This is a genomic window from Brevundimonas sp. (genome assembly GCF_036732845.1).
Taxonomy (GTDB): Bacteria; Pseudomonadota; Alphaproteobacteria; order Caulobacterales; family Caulobacteraceae; genus Brevundimonas.
The window spans coordinates 48,664-65,191 of the sequence record NZ_DAINBO010000005.1; the positions used below are offsets into that span (position 1 = coordinate 48,664).

Here is a 16,528-nt window from a genome sequence, read left to right on the forward strand (position 1 = left end):
GAGCTTGGAGTCAAAGCTCCGCGTCTAGGGTTCACGTATTCAGCGTCCATCTCGCTCCGAGCCTGACGACCTAAAGCGCTTCGCGCCAGGGTCGGCGGGCCGGGTCCCGTCAAGGGCCGAGGGCGCCGGAGGAAACTCCGTCGCCTCCCGTGTTTGGAAAGGAGCTTCCATGGCGTTCGACGCCGGTCGCCTGACCGACGGCTTCGGCCGTCGATTCCGTTATTTGCGCCTGTCGGTGACGGAGGTGTGCAATTTCCGCTGCACCTATTGTCTGCCCGACGGTTGGAAGCGGAGCGGCCCTCTCTCGTTTCTGACGCCCGACGAGATCGGTCGGCTGGCCGCCGCCTTCTCGGACCTGGGTCTGACCAAGGTGCGCCTGACCGGCGGCGAGCCGACGGTGCGCAAGGACTTTACGGACATCGTGGCGCGCACGGCCGCCACGCCGGGCGTCGAAAAGGTCGCGGTCACCACCAACGGCTGGAATCTGGCGCGCGGGATCGAGGCGTGGCGATCGGCCGGCCTGACTCACCTGAACGTCAGCCTGGACGCCCTGGAGGCGGAAGCGTTTCACCGCATCACCGGCCATGACCGGCTGGACGAGGTGTTGGCCGGGCTGGACCGCGCCCTGGCGCTGGACCTCCAGGCGGTGAAGGTCAACGCCGTCCTGCTGCGTGAAACGGCCGAGAGCGGCTTTGACGCCTGGGCCGCCTTCGTTCGGGATCGGCCGGTGTCGGTGCGGTTCATCGAGCTGATGCGGACGGCCGACAACGCCGATTTCTTCGCCGCGCATCACGTCGGCGGCGCCGCCCTGCGGACCTGGCTGGAGGCGCGCGGCTGGACGCCGATCGCCAGACCCGCCGACGGCGGCCCGGCCCAGGAATACCGGCATCCCGACCATGCGGGCGCCCTGGGCCTGATCGCGCCCTATGCGCCGGGTTTCTGCGACAGTTGCAACCGCCTGCGGGTCACGGCGCGCGGCAAGCTGAGGCTGTGCCTGTTCGGCGAGGGCGGGGTCGACCTGCGCGACCTCCTGGCCGACGACGCGGATCGTCAGGCGCTGGGCGAACGCATCGTCGGCGCCATGTCGGGCAAGCGGGCGGGGCATCTGCTGGCCCAGAGCAATCCCGGCGACCTGTCCAACCTGGCCCAGCTCGGCGGCTGACGGTCAGGCGTAGCCGGTCGCTTCGGACCAGCTCTCGACCTCGCCCTTGCCGAGAACGCGCGACTGGGGCGGCATGTGGTTGTCGATCAACGGCGTCGGACGCGCCAGCCGCTCCAGCGCCTCGGGCCGCGTCAAGGTGACCTCGGGACCGTGAACCACCACGCCCTGGGCCGACAGGCTGGCGAAGGCGCGAGACAGGTTCTCCGGCGTCATGCCCAACAGCGAGGCCAGGATCCGCTTCTCGTGCGGCAGGGTGATGGTGTCCTTCAGGCCCTGGCGGACCCGCTGGGTGATCAGATAGTTGGCCAGGCGTTCGGTGCCGCCGCGCAGCTTGTGATTCTTCACCGCGCGAACCAGGCCGCGATAGCAACCCGACAGCTCCCGGGCGACGGCGAAGCCGAAGTCGGCGTCCTGGCGCATGGTGCGCCGCAGGGCCTGGCCCGACAGCATCAGGATCTCGGAGCGTTCCAGCGTGCGCGCCGACATCAGGGAATCAGCGTCCAGCACCACGGCGGCCAGGATGAAGGTCGAAACCGGCCGCAGCACGGTCAGGGTGGTGTCCTTTTCCTTCCAGGACCCCTGAAGCTCGACAATTCCGTCCAGCAGCACATAGAGGAAATCGACGGTGTCCCCTTCCAGCAGCAGAGTCGTACCCGCCGGGAAACGTTGAAGAAAAGCCCCGGCGGTGACATCACGAAACGTCTCCGCGGAGGTGCCCTGGAACAGGGGCAGCGCCTTCACGCGGTCGAGATCGGATGGGCGCATCGTCATGGGAGTCTCCGGGGCGTGCGCCCACAATCGCACCACGATTGACGAATATCAACTGGCCGCATGATGGATATGGCGCGCTTGATTTTAATCAACTGATGGCTAGTTGTTGATCATGAGCAGCTATGAGTTTAGGTAAGTTACGTATAGATTCACATCAATACTTTTATGTCTTTCATTGAGAACAATTATCAATTGACCTTGATCAAATGTTGGTTGCCGTAACCTGATTAGAAGCTGCATCGGCCGCTCAAATGGGGGCGGAGGTCAGGTTCTGATCATGGTCGATGCACAACTTCAAGCGCCGGGCGCGAACAAGGCGCTGTGGCTCAGCACCCTGGCCTTCACGGCCTGTTTCGCCGTCTGGACCATCTTTTCGATCATCGGGGTCCAGATCAAAGCCGAGCTTGGACTCAACGAGGCCCAGTTCGGTCTTCTGGTCGGCACGCCGATCCTGACGGGATCGCTCATTCGCGTCTTCCTGGGCGTCTGGTCCGACCAGCTCGGCGGCCGCATCATCAATGTGGTCGTGATGCTGCTGGCGGCGGCGGCGACCTTCTTGTTGTCCTATGCCGAGACCTATCCGCAGTTCCTGGCCGCCGCCCTCGGCGTCGGCATCGCCGGCGGCGCCTTCGCGGTCGGCGTGGCCTATGTGTCGAAATTCTTCTCGGTCGAGCGTCAGGGCACGGCCCTGGGCATATTCGGGGCGGGCAACGTCGGTTCGGCCGTCACCAAATTCGCGGCGCCCTTCGTCATGCTGGCCTTCGGCTGGGAGGCTGTGGCGCAGATCTGGGCGGTGGTCCTGGCGGGCCTGGCGGTGTTGTTCTTCCTGTTCACCTCCGACGACCCGCAGACGGTGGAACGCCGCCGCACGGGTCAGAAGGCCCAACCGGCCTGGATGCAGTTGGCGCCTCTGCGCGACATCCGGGTCTGGCGCTTCTCGCTGTATTACTTCTTCGTCTTCGGGGCCTTCGTCGCCCTGGCCCTGTGGCTGCCGCACTATCTGACCGGCGTGTACGGTCTGGGCATCGCCGCCGCCGGCATGCTGGCCGCCGCCTATTCCATTCCCGGCTCGCTGTTCCGCATCTTCGGCGGCTGGCTGTCGGATCGGATCGGCGCGCGCAAGGTGATGTACATCACCTTCATCCTCAGCGTGATCTGCACCTTCCTGCTGGCCTATCCGGCGACGACCTATGTGGTCGAGGGCATTCGCGGCCCGATCACCTTCCACGCCGAGATCGGCCTGGTCGGCTTCGTGGCCCTGATCTTCGTGCTCGGCTTCGCCATGAGCCTGGGCAAGGCGGCGGTGTTCAAGCACATCCCGGTCTATTACCCGAACCACGTCGGCGCGGTCGGCGGCCTAGTCGGCATGATCGGCGGTCTGGGCGGCTTCATCCTGCCGATCCTGTTCGGGGTGCTGGCCGACTTCACCGGCGTGTGGACGAGCTGTTTCATGCTGCTGTTCGTGCTGGTCGGCACGGCGCTGGTCTGGATGCATTTCTCGGTGCGCCGCATGGAGGTGGCGCGCGAGCCGGATCTGGCGCGTCTGCCCGCGTTCCCCGAACTGGGCGAACCGGAATCGGCCCATGTGCTGAACGACTGGCGGCCCGAGGACGAGACGTTCTGGGCCAAGACCGGCAAACGCATCGCCCTGCGCAACCTGACGATCTCGATCCCGAACCTGCTGCTGGCGTTCGCGGTCTGGATGCTGTGGTCGACGGTGGCGACGCGGCTGAACACGGTCGGCTTCCAGTTCTCGACGGCCGAGTTGTTCTGGCTGACGGCGTTGCCGGCTCTGTCGGGCGCGACCTTGCGCATCTTCTACAGCTTCATGGTGCCGATCGTCGGCGGGCGGCTGTGGACGGTGCTGACCACCCTGTCGCTGCTGATCCCGGCGGTCGGCGTGGGCCTGGCGGTCCAGGATCTGGACACGCCCTATTGGGTGTTCGTGCTGTTGGCGCTGTCCTGCGGCCTGGGCGGCGGCGCCTTCGCCTCGTCGATGTCCAACATCGGCTTCTTCTTCCCGAAACGGGAGAAGGGCAACGCCCTGGCCATGAACGCCGGCTTCGGCAATCTGGGCGTCAGCGCGCTTCAGCTTCTGGCGCCGATCGCGGCGGGCTTCGCCCTGTTCGGTCCCATGGGCGGCGCGCCCCAGACCGCCGTGATCGAGGGTGTCCAGCATCAGGTCTGGCTTCAGAACGCCGGCTTCATGTGGGCGCCGCTGATCGTGCTGGCCGCGATCGCCGCCTGGTTCGGCATGAACGACGTCGCCTCGGCCCGCGCCTCGTTCAAGGAGCAGGCGGTGGTGTTCAAGCGCAAGCACAACTGGCTGATGTGCTATCTCTATATCGGCACCTTCGGCTCGTTCATTGGCTTCTCGGCGGCCTTCCCGCTGTTGGGCCGGACGCTGTTCCCGCACATCGACATCCTGCATTTCGCCTTCCTGGGACCCTTGGTCGGCGCGGCGTCGCGCGCCCTGACCGGCTGGATCTCGGATCGCCTGGGCGGCCAGCACGTCACCCAGTGGGTGTTCGTCGCCCTGATGGCCGGCGTCGTCAGCGTGCTCTACGGCGTCGGCGCCCTGGGGGCCGAGCCGTCGTTCCCGATCTTCTTCGCCAGCTTCCTGTGGCTGTTCTTCTGGACCGGTGTCGGCAACGCCTCGACCTTCCAGATGATCCCGGCCCTGGTGCGCGCCGACATGCCCCGGCTGATGCCGACTGCCACGGCGGAGGAGCGGCTGAAGTCCTCTGAGCTGGAGTCGGCGGCCATCGTCGGCTTCTCGTCGGCCATCGGCGCCTACGGCGGCTTCTTCATCCCCCTGGCCTTCGCCAGTTCGATGGGGGCGACCGGCGGCCCGGCCACGGCGCTCTACATCTTCCTGGGCTTCTACCTGACCTGCGCGGCGGTGAACTGGGTCTTCTACGCCCGCAAGAACTCCATCCTGAACCCGACCTCGAACAAGGCGGCCTGAACATGAGCCACACCCTCGACCGTCTCGCCTTCTTCACGCGCAAGACCGAGCTGTTCTCCGACAAGCATGGCGTCATGAACGATGACGACCGCACCTGGGAGGACGCCTATCGAAACCGCTGGCAGCACGACAAGATCGTGCGTTCGACCCACGGGGTGAACTGCACCGGCTCCTGTTCGTGGAAGATCTACGTCAAGGGCGGCATCGTCACCTGGGAGACCCAGCAGACCGACTATCCGCGCACGCGGCCCGAACTGCCCAACCACGAGCCGCGCGGCTGCGCCCGGGGCGCCAGCTATAGCTGGTATCTGTATTCGGCCAATCGGGTGAAATACCCGCTGATCCGCTCGCGCCTGCTCAAACACTGGCGTGCGGCGCGCGCGACGATGACGCCGGTGGCCGCCTGGGCCTCGATCCAGGCCGACGCCGCCAAACGCCAGGACTATGTCCAGATGCGCGGCAAGGGCGGCTTCGTCCGGGTGACCTGGGACGAGGTCAATGAGCTGATCACGGCGGCCAACGCCCACACGATCAAGACCTGGGGACCGGATCGGGTGTTCGGCTTCTCGCCGATCCCGGCCATGTCGATGCTGTCCTACGCGGCCGGCGCCCGGTACCTGCAACTGATGGGCGGCGTCTGCGGCTCGTTCTACGACTGGTACTGCGACCTGCCGCCGGCCTCGCCCCAGACCTGGGGCGAACAGACCGACGTGTCGGAATCGGCCGACTGGTACAACTCGGGCTTCCTGCTGCTGTGGGGTTCGAACGTGCCCCAGACGCGCACGCCCGACGCCCACTTCTATACCGAGGCGCGCTATCGCGGAGCCAAGTCGGCGGTGATCTGTCCCGACTATTCCGAGGCGTCCAAATTCTCGGACATCTGGCTGGCGGTGAAACAGGGGACCGACGCGGCCCTGGGCATGGCGTTCGGCCATGTCATCCTGAAAGAGTTCCACATCGATCGCGAGGTGCCCTACTTCCGCGACTATCTGCGCCAGTATTCCGACCTGCCGATGCTGGTGCGGCTGGTTCCCCAGGACGGGGCGCTGGTGCCTGACCGGATGCTGCGCGCCGCCGACTTCCCCAAGGCCCTGGGTCAGAAGAACAACCCGGACTGGAAGACCGTCGCCATCGACGAGATCTCCGGCAAGGTGGTCGCGCCCAACGGCTCGGCCGGCTTCCGCTGGGGCGAGAACGGCGAGTGGAACCTGGAGGAGAAGGCTCACGGCGCCGAGGTCAAGCTGCGCCTGGGCCTGAAGGGCGCGCACGATTCCGTCGAGGGCGTGCGCTTCCCCTATTTCGGCAACACCGCGGGCAACGGCTTCGCCGTCACTGACCACCCCGACGTCCTGGTCCGCAACGTGCCGGTCAAGCGCATGAAGCTGGCGGACGGCGAGGCCTTCGTGACCACGGCCTATGACCTGTTCCTGGCCAACTACGGCGTCGATCAAGGCTTCGGCGGCGACCACATGCCGACCGACTATGATGATCCGGCGCCCTATTCGCCGGCCTGGGCCGAGACCATCACCACGGTGCCGCGCGACCAGATCATCGCCGTGGCGCGCGGCTTCGCGACCAATGCCGAAAAGACCAATGGGCGTTCGATGGTGATCATCGGCGCGGCCATGAACCATTGGTTCCACATGGACATGAACTACCGCGCGGTCATCAACATGCTGGTGATGTGCGGCTGTGTCGGCCAGTCGGGCGGCGGCTGGTGCCACTATGTCGGCCAGGAGAAGCTGCGGCCTCAGTCCGGCTGGGCGCCGGTGGCCTTCGCCACCGACTGGATCCGCCCGCCGCGCCAGCAGAATGCGACGTCCTTCTTCTACGCCCACACCGATCAGTGGCGTTATGAGACGGTGGCCATGTCGGAAATCCTGTCGCCGACGGCGCCGGACGGCGACTGGTCCGGCTCGATGATCGACTTCAACGCCAAGGCCGAGCGCATGGGCTGGCTGCCGTCGGCCCCGGCGCTGAAGACCAATCCGCTGGAGGTGGCCCGTGAGGCCGCGGCGGCGGGCGTCGACGCCAAAACCTACACGGTCGACCGGCTCAAGAACCGGTCGCTGGAAATGTCCTGCATGGACCCCGACGATCCGGCCAACTGGCCGCGCAACATGTTCGTCTGGCGCTCCAACCTGCTCGGCTCCTCGGGCAAGGGCCACGAGTATTTCCTCAAACACCTGCTGGGCGCCTCGCACGGGGTTCAGGGCAAGGACCTGGGCGAGGACGGTGCGGCCCGGCCGAGCGAGGTGACCTGTCGCGACCAGGCGCCGCAGGGCAAGCTGGACCTGCTGGTCACGCTGGACTTCCGCATGTCCACCACGGCGGTCTATTCCGACATCGTTCTGCCGACGGCCACCTGGTACGAGAAGAACGACCTCAACACCTCGGACATGCACCCCTTCATCCACCCGCTGACGGCGGCGGTGGACCCGTCGTGGGAATCGCGCAGCGACTGGGACATCTTCCGCGGCCTGGCCAAGACCTTCTCGGAGGTCTGCACCGAGGTTCTGGGCGTCGAGAAGGACGTGGTCCTGACCCCGATCCAGCACGACAGCCCGGCCGAACTGGCCCAGGCCTATGACGTCAAGGACTGGTGGAAGGGCGAGTGCGAACCGGTCCCCAACCAGACCATGCCGCAGATCACCGTGGTCGAGCGCGACTATCCGAACCTGTACAAACAGTTCACCTCGCTCGGGCCGCTGATGAGCAAGATCGGCAACGGCGGCAAGGGCCTGGCCTGGAACACCGAGCATGAGGTCAAGCTGCTGGCCGATCTGAACGGCGCGGTGCTGGACGAGGGCGTGTCCCAGGGCCTGCCGCGCATGGAGACCGCCGTTCAGGCCTGCGAGACCGTGCTGATGCTGGCGCCGGAAACCAATGGCGAGGTGGCGGTCAAGTCCTGGGCGTCGCTGTCCAAGCACACGGGGCTGGACCACACCCATCTGGCCCACCCCAAGGAAGACGAGAAGATCCGCTTCGCCGACATCGTGGCCCAGCCGCGCAAGATCATCTCGTCGCCGATCTGGTCCGGTCTGGAGTCGGAACACGTCTGCTATGCGGCCAACTACACCAACGTCCACGAGCGGATACCCTGGCGGACCCTGTCGGGCCGACAGGAGCTGTATCAGGACCACCCGTGGATGCGAGCCTTCGGCGAGGCGCTGTGCGTTTACCGTCCGCCGCTGGACCTGAAGACGCTGTCCATCAAGGGCCGCAAGCCCAATGGCGAGACCGAGATCGAGCTGAACTTCATCACCCCGCACCAGAAGTGGGGCATCCACTCGACCTATTCCGACAACCTGATGATGCTGACGCTGAACCGCGGCGGGCCGGTCATCTGGATATCGGAGACGGACGCGCGCCGGGCCGGCATCGTCGACAACGACTGGGTCGAGCTGTTCAACACCAACGGCGCCATCGCGGCGCGGGCGGTGGTGTCTCAGCGCATCCGTGAAGGCACGACCTTCATGTACCACGCGCAAGAGAAGATCGTGAACACGCCGGGGTCCCAGATCACCGGCGAACGCGGCGGCATCCACAACTCGGTGACCCGCATCGTGCTGAAGCCGACGCACATGATCGGCGGCTACGTCCAGCTCGCCTACGGCTTCAACTACTACGGCACGGTCGGCTCGAACCGCGATGAGTTCGTGGTCGTGCGCAAGATGACCAAGGTCGACTGGCTGGACCAACCCCTCGACGCCCAGGAGGCCGCCCAATGAAGGTCCGTGCTCAGATCGGCATGGTGCTGAACCTCGATAAATGCATCGGGTGCCACACCTGCTCCGTCACCTGCAAACACGTCTGGACCAACCGCGAAGGCGTCGAATACGCCTGGTTCAACAACGTCGAAACCAAGCCCGGCGTCGGCTATCCCAAGGACTGGGAGAACCAGAAGCGTTGGAACGGCGGCTGGCGGCGCAAGAAGAACGGCCAGATCGAGCCGCGCATGGGCGCCAAATGGCGCATCCTGGCCAAGATCTTCGCCAACCCCGACCTGCCGGAGATCGACGACTACTACGAGCCGTTCACCTTCGACTACGCCCATCTCCAGACCGCGCCGGAGATGAAGCATTTCCCCACCGCCCGGCCGCGCTCGGCCATCACCGGCGAGCGGATGGAGAAGATCGAATGGGGTCCGAACTGGGAGGAAATCCTGGGCGGCGAGTTCTCCAAGCGGTCGCAGGATTACAATTTCGAGGGCGTTCAGAAGGAGATCTACGGAGCCTTTGAAAACACCTTCATGATGTACCTGCCCCGGCTGTGCGAGCACTGCCTGAACCCGACCTGCGTGGCCGCCTGCCCGTCGGGCGCCATCTATAAGCGTGAAGAGGACGGCATCGTCCTGATCGACCAGGACAAGTGCCGCGGCTGGCGCATGTGCGTCTCGGCCTGCCCGTACAAGAAGATCTATTACAACTGGGAATCCGGCAAATCCGAGAAATGCGTCTTCTGCTATCCGCGCATCGAGGCGGGTCTGCCGACGGTGTGTTCGGAAACCTGCGTGGGCCGCATCCGCTATCTCGGCGTGCTGCTGTATGACGCCGACCGGATCGAGGCCGCCGCCTCGACCCCGGACGAGGGCGACCTGTACCAGGCCCAGCTCGACGTCTTTTTGGACCCCAACGACCCGGCCGTGATCGCCCAGGCCCGCGCCGACGGCGTGCCCGAGGCCTGGATCGAAGGCGCCCGGCGCAGTCCGATCTGGAAGATGGCGATGGAGTGGAAGGTCGCCTTCCCGCTGCACCCCGAATACCGGACCCTGCCGATGGTCTGGTACGTGCCGCCGCTGTCGCCGATCCAGAACGCGGCGGCCGCCGGCGCGCTGGAGATGGATGGCGAGATGCCCGACGTCCGCTCGCTGCGGATCCCGGTCAAATACCTGGCCAACCTGCTGACCGCGGGCGTCGAGGAGCCGGTGGTCCAGGCGCTGGAGCGGATGATGGCGATGCGCGCCTATATGCGCGCGCGCTCCATCGAGGGCCGGATCGACCACAACATCGCCGAGCGCGTCGGCCTGACCGCCGCCCAGATCGACGAGATGTACCAGATCATGGCCATCGCCAATTTCGAGGACCGCTTCGTCATTCCGACGACGCACCGCGAGATGGCCGAAGACGCTTACGAACTGCGCTCGGACTGCGGCTTCACCTTCGGCAATGGCTGCTCGGGCGGCCGCACCGAACTGGGCCTGTTCGGCAAGGACAAGCGCTCACGCGCCAAACCCCTGGCGAAGGTGTCCTGAGATGGCTCTGATCTATCGCGCCCTGGGCCTGATGCTGGGCTATCCGAGCGAGGAGCAACGGCAGGTGATGCCCGCCATCCTCGGGGTGATCGGCGAGGAAGGCCGCATTCCGGCGCCGGTCGCCAAGGCTCTGACGCGGCTGGGTGAACGCCTGGCCCAAGCGGATATCTACGAGCTTCAGGAAGACTATGTGCAGGTGTTCGACCGCACCCGCACCTTGTCGCTGAACCTGTATGAGCACGTCCACGGCGAGAGCCGCGACCGCGGCCAGGCCATGGCCAATCTGATCGAGCTGTATGGACAGCACGGCCTGGAGATGTCGGCCAAGGAACTGCCGGACTATCTGCCGGTGTTCCTGGACTTCCTGTCGGTGCTGCCCGACGACCAGGCGGCCTCGCTGCTGGGCGAGGCGGCCCATGTGCTGGAGGCCCTGGCCGAGCGGCTGCACAAGAAGTCCAGCCCGTACCGGGCGGTGTTCGGCGCCCTGGTCGCCCTGTCGGACGCGGCGCCGGACTTCAAGGCCGTGGCCGACCTGATGGCCGAGCCTGAGGAAGACCCCGACGATCTGGCCGCGCTGGACAAGGCCTGGGAGGAGACCGCCGTCACCTTCGGCCCGTCCACCGACGACGGCTGCCCCAAGGCCGAAGCGATGCTGAAGGCCATGAACGGCGAACCCCGCGCCGACCGTCCCGACGGTCAGGCCGCCTAGAGGAGCACGATGATGGACATCAACTTCCTGGCCTTCGGCGTCTATCCCTACATCGCCCTGGCGGTGTTGGCGCTCGGTTCGGTCCTGCGGTTCGACCGCGAGCAGTACACCTGGCGCACCGGCTCGTCGCAACTGCTGCGCCGACGCCAGCTCGTGACCGGTTCGGTGCTGTTCCACCTGGGCATACTGGCCATCTTCGGCGGCCATTTCGTGGGCCTGCTGACGCCGGTGGTGGTGTGGGACACGCTGGGCGTCAGCCACGGCTTCAAACAGATGCTGGCCATCGTCGCCGGCGGGGTGGCGGGCGCCTTCTGCCTGACGGGCGGCCTCTTGCTGCTGCACCGGCGGCTGTTCGACCCGCGCATCCGCGCCACCTCCAGCTTTGGCGACACCGCCATTCTGATCATCCTGATGCTGCAACTGTGCCTGGGTCTGGCGACCATTCCGCTGTCGCTGGGTCACCGCGACGGCGCCGAGATGATCAAATTCATGAACTGGGCGCAGGGGATATTCACCTTCAACCCGCAGGCCTCGACCTACATCGCGGACGTGCACTGGGTCTTCAAGGCGCACCTGGCGCTGGGCCTGACCATTCTGTTGGTGTTCCCGTTCACCCGCCTGGTGCACATGCTGTCGGCGCCGATCTGGTATCTGAACCGTCGCGGCTGGCAGTTGGTGCGGTCCAAGCGGGCCATGCCGATCGACCGCCGCCGGATCGGGGTGCGTCGATGAGCGCCGCCCGTAGCAAGGTCATCGACGGGGTCCAGATCCCCGAACGTCTGATCGCCGAAGAGGCCCAGAACCACCCAGCCGACACCGCCGAGGACGCCCTGCGCGCCGCTGGCCATGCCCTGGCGATCCGGGCGCTGCTGCTGGACCGCGCCCACGCCCTGGGCCTGGAGCCGGAGACGGTGATCGAGGAGGACGGCCGCGAAGAGACGCCTGAAGAGGCCCTGATCCGCGCCGTGCTGGACACCGAGGTCACGGTTGAGACGCCGGACGAGGCCGAGTGCCGCCGGGTCTATGACGGCCGCCGCGAGGCCTTCCGCACGCCGACCCTGACCGAGGCTTCGCACATCCTGATCGCGCCGGACGAAGACACGCCCGCCGACTGGGATACGGCCCGCGCCCGCGCCCAGGCCCTGATCGACGCACTGGGCGATCCGGCCGTCCGCTTCGCCGACCTGGCCAAGACCCATTCGACCTGTTCGTCGGCCGCGATCGGCGGCTCTCTGGGCCAGCTCAGCCCCGGCGACCTGACCGCCTCGGTCGAGACTGGTCTGGCGCGGCTGCGGCCGGGCGAAGTCTCCGCTGAGCCGGTGCGGTCACGCTTCGGCTGGCACGTGCTGCGCCTGGATCGCCGCATCGACGGGCGCGATCTGCCGTTTGAACATGTGCATGAACAGATCGCCCTACACCTGGAGAGCCGGGCCTGGACGGCGGCGGCGACGCGCTATGTCGCCGGTCTGGCCGCCGAGGCGCGCGAACAGGGGGTGGCCCTGACGTTGACGGAAGACGGGCGCGTCGGCGCCGGAACCCTGTCCCTGGGCGACCTGCTTCAGGATCGCGACGGCGTGGCCGAACGGGTCGAGACCTGGCTCGACGGGGCCGATCCTGAACTGGCCGAACAGGTCAGAACCGCGGCCGCCGCCGACCAGGCCGCTTTCGCGGACTTCGTGCGCGACCAGATCGCCGACTTCGTGAAGGACGCCGACGATGAACGCTGGACCCGGTTGATCTCGGCCGCCCAGGGCGCCGACGACCCGGCCCTGGGCTGCGTGCGGGCGATCCTGAAGAGCAAGGTCCAACCGGCGGCTCGCGCCTACACGCTGATCAAGAGAGCCTGACATGCGACGCATCGTTCCCGCCCTCGTCGCCGTCCTGCTGGTTCCCGGCGCCGCGCTAGCGCAGACGGCCCCCCCGACGTCCGGGACGGCCGCCGGCGTCTTGCCGGGAACAATCCTGTTCGACAGCCGCACCCGCTATGAGGCGGTGCGTCAGGACGGGCTGGACGACGCCGACGCCTTGACCACCCGTTTGCGGTTGGGGTGGCGCAGCCCGACCGTCTCGGGCTTCACCGTCCTGGTCGAGGGCGAGGCGGTTCAGGCCGTGCTCGATGACTTCAACGACACCATCCACGGCCCGCCGACCCGCGCCGTCGTGGCCGATCCCGACACGCTGGAGCTGAATCGTCTCCAGGTCTCCTGGACCGGCGCGCCGGACACCGAGGTGACCCTGGGCCGTCAGCGGATCGTGTTCGGCAACGCCCGCTATGTCGGCAATGTCGGCTTTCGCCAGAACGAACAGACCTTCGACGCCGTTCGGGTGACGACCACGGCGTTCAAGCCGTTCAACCTGACCTACGCCTATATCGACCGCGTGCACCGGGTGTTCGGCGACGACAGCCCGGTCGGCGAATGGCGTTCGGACAGCCATCTGGTTCATGTCGAAACGCCGACCCCGGCGGGGCGGTTGTCGCTCGACGGCCAGTGGCTGGATTTCGACAATGCGCCCGGCCAGTCGTCAGCCACCGTGGGCGCGCGCCTGGCGGGCGGCCGCCCGATCGCGGACGGTTGGTCGCTGAACTGGGTCATCGAATACGCGCGCCAGACGGAATACGGCGCCAACCCGGCCCAGTTCGATCTGGACTACGGCCAACTGGCGGCGGGCGTGGCGCACGGCCCGTTCACCGTGACCCTGGCGCGGGAAAGACTAGACGGAAACGGCGTTCGCGGGTTCCAGACCCCGTTGGCGACGCTGCACGCCTTTCAGGGCTGGGCCGATGTCTTCCTGACCACGCCGGCGCGCGGCCTGACCGACGATTCGATCACCGTGACGCACACCTGGGCCGATCCGCCGGTCGGCCGTCAGGTGCTGTTCACCGGCGCCTGGCGGGACTTTTCCGACCGCGACGGCGATCTCGACTTCGGCCGAGAGTTCGACGTTTCGGCCCGTCTGATCCTGGACGCCCGCTGGGCGGTCGAGACCAAGGCGGCCCTGTTCGACGGCGCCGGTCCTTATGCGGATCGCGACAAGCTCTGGATGGCGCTGGAGTACAAATTCTGACCAGGGGTCATTCCCGTGGGAGACGTTGAGGTGAAGCACGCGCCCGCCATCGAACCGATTCCGACGGCCTTGATGGCCGAGCCGTTGAACTGGCTGTTCGCCGAACACTATCGGCACCGGCAGTTCTGCGCCCTGATCGAGCGGATCGCGGCGTCCCAGGTCGTCTCGCATCTGGAGACCCAGGAGGCGCTGACCTTTCTGCGTCACGACCTGCCGCTGCATATCGTGGACGAGGAGGACGACCTGTTCCCCCTGCTGCGACGGCGTTGCGAACCCGAGGACGAAGTCGACCGCGTCCTCGGCAGTCTGTCTGCCGACCATCGGGATGACATCGACGTGGTCGCGCAACTGATCAGCCTGTTGGAAGCCTCGCTGCGGTTGGAGCGCCCCCCCGCCGCAAGCCCGAAGGCCCAGCGCCAGCTTCGCGCCTTCGTCGCCCGCGAACGCGCCCATATCGCCCTGGAGAATGCGGTGGTCCTGCCCATCGCGCGGCTGAGGCTGACCCAGGAGGATCTGGAGGTCTTCGCGCGCCGGATGGCCGCGCGGCGCGGCCTGCCGGGCCGTCCGGTCTCGACATCGGACGCGGCGCCGTGATCGAGGCGCTGTTCGACAACAATCTGAACTGGGCCGCCGCCCGCGCCCGCGCCGACGGCGACTGGCTTCAGCGGCGCGAGGGCGGGACCACGCCGGACTATCTGTGGATCGGCTGTTCGGACAGCCGCGCCTGCGCCCATGAGATCGTCGGACTGGAGCCTGATGCGCTGCTGGTCCATCGCAACGTCGCCAATCTGGCGCCCAGCGGCGATCTCGGCCTGATGGCGACGCTCCATTTCGCGCTGGAGATCGTGAAGGTTCGCCATATCATCGTGTGCGGCCACACCGGCTGCGGCGGCGTGCGTGCGGCGCTGGATGGAGGCAGACACGGGATGCTCGACCACTGGCTGCGCGGCTTGCGACGGCTGGGCGAGGACGCCGCCTCGACCTTGCGCGCCATGCGCGATGTGGAAACCCAGACCGACTTCCTGGCCGAACTGAATGTAGTGGATCAAGTGCGCGCCCTGGCGGACAACCCCCTGGTGCTGGATGTCTGGAGACGGCGTCAGCCGCTGGCCCTGCACGGCTGGATTCACGTCAATCGCGACGGTCTGCTGCGGAACCTGGAAACCACGGTCGAGTCGCGCGCGGACGCCAGGCGGCTGTTCTTCTCGTCTCCGCCCGCGCCGCCGCGTCGGGGCGGCGGCCGTCGATCATGATCCCGTTCGCGACCGCCGTTCTGGCCGGGGGCCAGGGCGTGCGTCTGGGCGGCGGCAAGCCGATGCGAGACTTCGCGGGGGCGACCCTGCTGGATCATGCGGCGGCCAGGGCGCGGTCGTGGGGTGCGCCGACCGTTCTGGTGCTCCGTTCGCCGGATCAGGCCGCCTCGGCGGGCATGACCGTGATCCATGACGATCCCGCCGTTCCCGGCCCGTTGGGCGGTTTGGCGGCGGCCCTGGCCTGGGGGCGGGAAATGGGGGCTGAGGCGATCCTGACCCTGCCGTGCGACATGCCGTTCCTGCCGCAGGACGTGCCGCGGCGGCTGGGTGCGGCCCTGGTCCCGGGCATTTCGGCGGCGATGGCGTCCAGCGGCGGGCGCCGTCATCCGATCTGCGCCCTATGGCGGCCTTCGGCGCTGGAGACCCTTCGTCGTCGGGCCGCCGAGGGCCGGCTTTCGCTGCACGGCCTGGCCGACGCGGTCGGCGCGGCCGACGTCGTCTGGGCCGATGCGGTCCCCGACCCCTTCTTCAACATCAATACGCCCGACGACTTCGCGCGGGCCGAGGCCTGGGCGGCGGCCGGGACGGGCCGTGCGTTCCCGTCGCCTTAGCGGTCACGGCCGGGTTCAGAGCCGCGCCGCCACCGCGGCGGCCGTCGCCTTGGCTGATCCGGGGTTCTGACCGGTCACCAGACGACCATCGACGACGACGTGAGAGACGAACGGCAGGGGCGCCTTTCGGTAGAGCGCGCCGCGTGACTTCATCTGCGCCTCGGCGTTGTAGGGCATCCGCGAAGCGACGCCCGCCAACACCTCTTCCGTCCAGGAAAAACCGGTGATCCGCTTGCCGGCGACCAGCGACGCTCCATCCGAAAGCCGGGTGTTCAACAGGCCGCAATAGCCGTGGCAGACGGCCGAGACGATGCCGCCCCGTTCCCAGACGACGCGCGTGATCCGTTGCAAATCCTCGTCGTCGGGAAAGTCCCACATCACCGCATGGCCGCCGGTGAAATAGATCGCGTCATAGTCGGCCGGATCGATCTCATCGGGTCGAGCGGTGGCGGCCAGCAGGGCCATGCGATGCGGATCGTCCAGCCAGGCCCGGGCCGAGGCGTCCAGAAGCGGCCATTTCAGGGCGCGTGGCTCCAACGGCGACAGGCCGCCCTTGGGGCTGACGATGCGTTGCGCGAATCCCCTGGCGGCGAACAGGTCGTGCGCGTGCGTCAACTCCGACAGCCACAGACCTGTCGGCTCGGACGGGTCGGCGTAGTGGGCGACGTTGGTGACGACATGCAAGATGCGTTTGCGCATGTCGCGACTTTCCCGAATGTGCGTCCGGGTTCAAG

13 protein-coding genes and 1 riboswitch are annotated in these 16,528 nt (G+C 67.0%); of the genes, 11 read left to right on the top strand and 2 right to left on the bottom strand.

All coding sequences use genetic code 11. The features are described from left to right. The first annotated feature begins 42 nt into the window (after positions 1 to 42). A riboswitch (molybdenum cofactor riboswitch) is annotated at positions 43 to 180 on the top strand. Further along, positions 170 to 1,162, top strand: a complete 993-nt coding sequence (gene moaA, locus V7D63_RS03190) for a GTP 3',8-cyclase MoaA (protein ID WP_333590806.1) — start codon at positions 170 to 172, stop codon at positions 1,160 to 1,162. (Overlaps the previous riboswitch by 11 nt.) Positions 1,163 to 1,165: 3 nt before the next feature. Here moaA and ftrB read toward each other — a convergent pair whose 3' ends face one another. Then, complete coding sequence (gene ftrB / locus V7D63_RS03195; RefSeq protein ID WP_333590807.1) at positions 1,166 to 1,933, bottom strand: transcriptional activator FtrB; 768 nt, start codon at positions 1,931 to 1,933, stop codon at positions 1,166 to 1,168. Between the two features lie 277 nt (positions 1,934 to 2,210). Here ftrB and V7D63_RS03200 point away from each other — a divergent pair, with 277 nt between their 5' ends. The 10 genes from V7D63_RS03200 to mobA are packed head-to-tail and all read left to right on the top strand — an operon-like array spanning position 2,211 to position 15,794. Next, complete coding sequence (locus V7D63_RS03200; protein ID WP_333590808.1) at positions 2,211 to 4,901, top strand: nitrate/nitrite transporter; 2,691 nt, start codon at positions 2,211 to 2,213, stop codon at positions 4,899 to 4,901. Positions 4,902 to 4,903: 2 nt separating this feature from the next. Next, positions 4,904 to 8,632 carry a nitrate reductase subunit alpha gene (locus tag V7D63_RS03205; protein WP_333590809.1) on the top strand — a complete coding sequence of 1,243 codons (3,729 nt, stop codon included), beginning with the start codon at positions 4,904 to 4,906 and terminating at the stop codon, positions 8,630 to 8,632. Beyond that, positions 8,629 to 10,155: a nitrate reductase subunit beta gene (gene narH, locus V7D63_RS03210; RefSeq protein WP_333590810.1), complete on the top strand. Its 1,527-nt coding sequence runs from the start codon at positions 8,629 to 8,631 to the stop codon at positions 10,153 to 10,155. The genes V7D63_RS03205 and narH overlap by 4 nt, the downstream gene beginning before the upstream one ends. Before the next feature lies 1 nt (position 10,156). Then, the gene (narJ, locus tag V7D63_RS03215; RefSeq protein ID WP_333590811.1) at positions 10,157 to 10,864 is read left to right on the top strand and encodes a nitrate reductase molybdenum cofactor assembly chaperone; all 708 of its coding nucleotides are present in this window, start codon (positions 10,157 to 10,159) and stop codon (positions 10,862 to 10,864) included. 12 nt (positions 10,865 to 10,876) lie between these two features. Next, complete coding sequence (narI, locus tag V7D63_RS03220) at positions 10,877 to 11,596, top strand: respiratory nitrate reductase subunit gamma (protein ID WP_333590812.1); 720 nt, start codon at positions 10,877 to 10,879, stop codon at positions 11,594 to 11,596. Continuing rightward, positions 11,593 to 12,711, top strand: coding sequence for a peptidylprolyl isomerase (locus tag V7D63_RS03225; RefSeq protein WP_333590813.1), 1,119 nt, complete (start codon positions 11,593 to 11,595; stop codon positions 12,709 to 12,711). Before narI ends, V7D63_RS03225 begins: the two co-directional genes overlap by 4 nt. A gap of 1 nt (position 12,712) precedes the next feature. Continuing rightward, the gene (locus V7D63_RS03230) at positions 12,713 to 13,930 is read left to right on the top strand and encodes a hypothetical protein (protein ID WP_333590814.1); all 1,218 of its coding nucleotides are present in this window, start codon (positions 12,713 to 12,715) and stop codon (positions 13,928 to 13,930) included. A 30-nt stretch (positions 13,931 to 13,960) separates the two neighbouring features. Next, positions 13,961 to 14,524 (top strand): hemerythrin domain-containing protein, encoded by a 564-nt coding sequence (locus tag V7D63_RS03235; RefSeq protein ID WP_333590815.1) that lies wholly within the window; start codon positions 13,961 to 13,963, stop codon positions 14,522 to 14,524. Continuing rightward, complete coding sequence (locus tag V7D63_RS03240) at positions 14,521 to 15,183, top strand: carbonic anhydrase (protein WP_333590816.1); 663 nt, start codon at positions 14,521 to 14,523, stop codon at positions 15,181 to 15,183. Before V7D63_RS03235 ends, V7D63_RS03240 begins: the two co-directional genes overlap by 4 nt. Then, positions 15,180 to 15,794 (top strand): molybdenum cofactor guanylyltransferase, encoded by a 615-nt coding sequence (gene mobA, locus V7D63_RS03245; protein WP_333590817.1) that lies wholly within the window; start codon positions 15,180 to 15,182, stop codon positions 15,792 to 15,794. The genes V7D63_RS03240 and mobA overlap by 4 nt, the downstream gene beginning before the upstream one ends. A gap of 15 nt (positions 15,795 to 15,809) precedes the next feature. Here the strand turns inward: mobA and V7D63_RS03250 are convergent, their stop codons facing one another. Next, the gene (locus V7D63_RS03250; protein ID WP_333590818.1) at positions 15,810 to 16,493 is read right to left on the bottom strand and encodes a type 1 glutamine amidotransferase domain-containing protein; all 684 of its coding nucleotides are present in this window, start codon (positions 16,491 to 16,493) and stop codon (positions 15,810 to 15,812) included. Between the last annotated feature and the right edge of the window lie 35 nt (positions 16,494 to 16,528).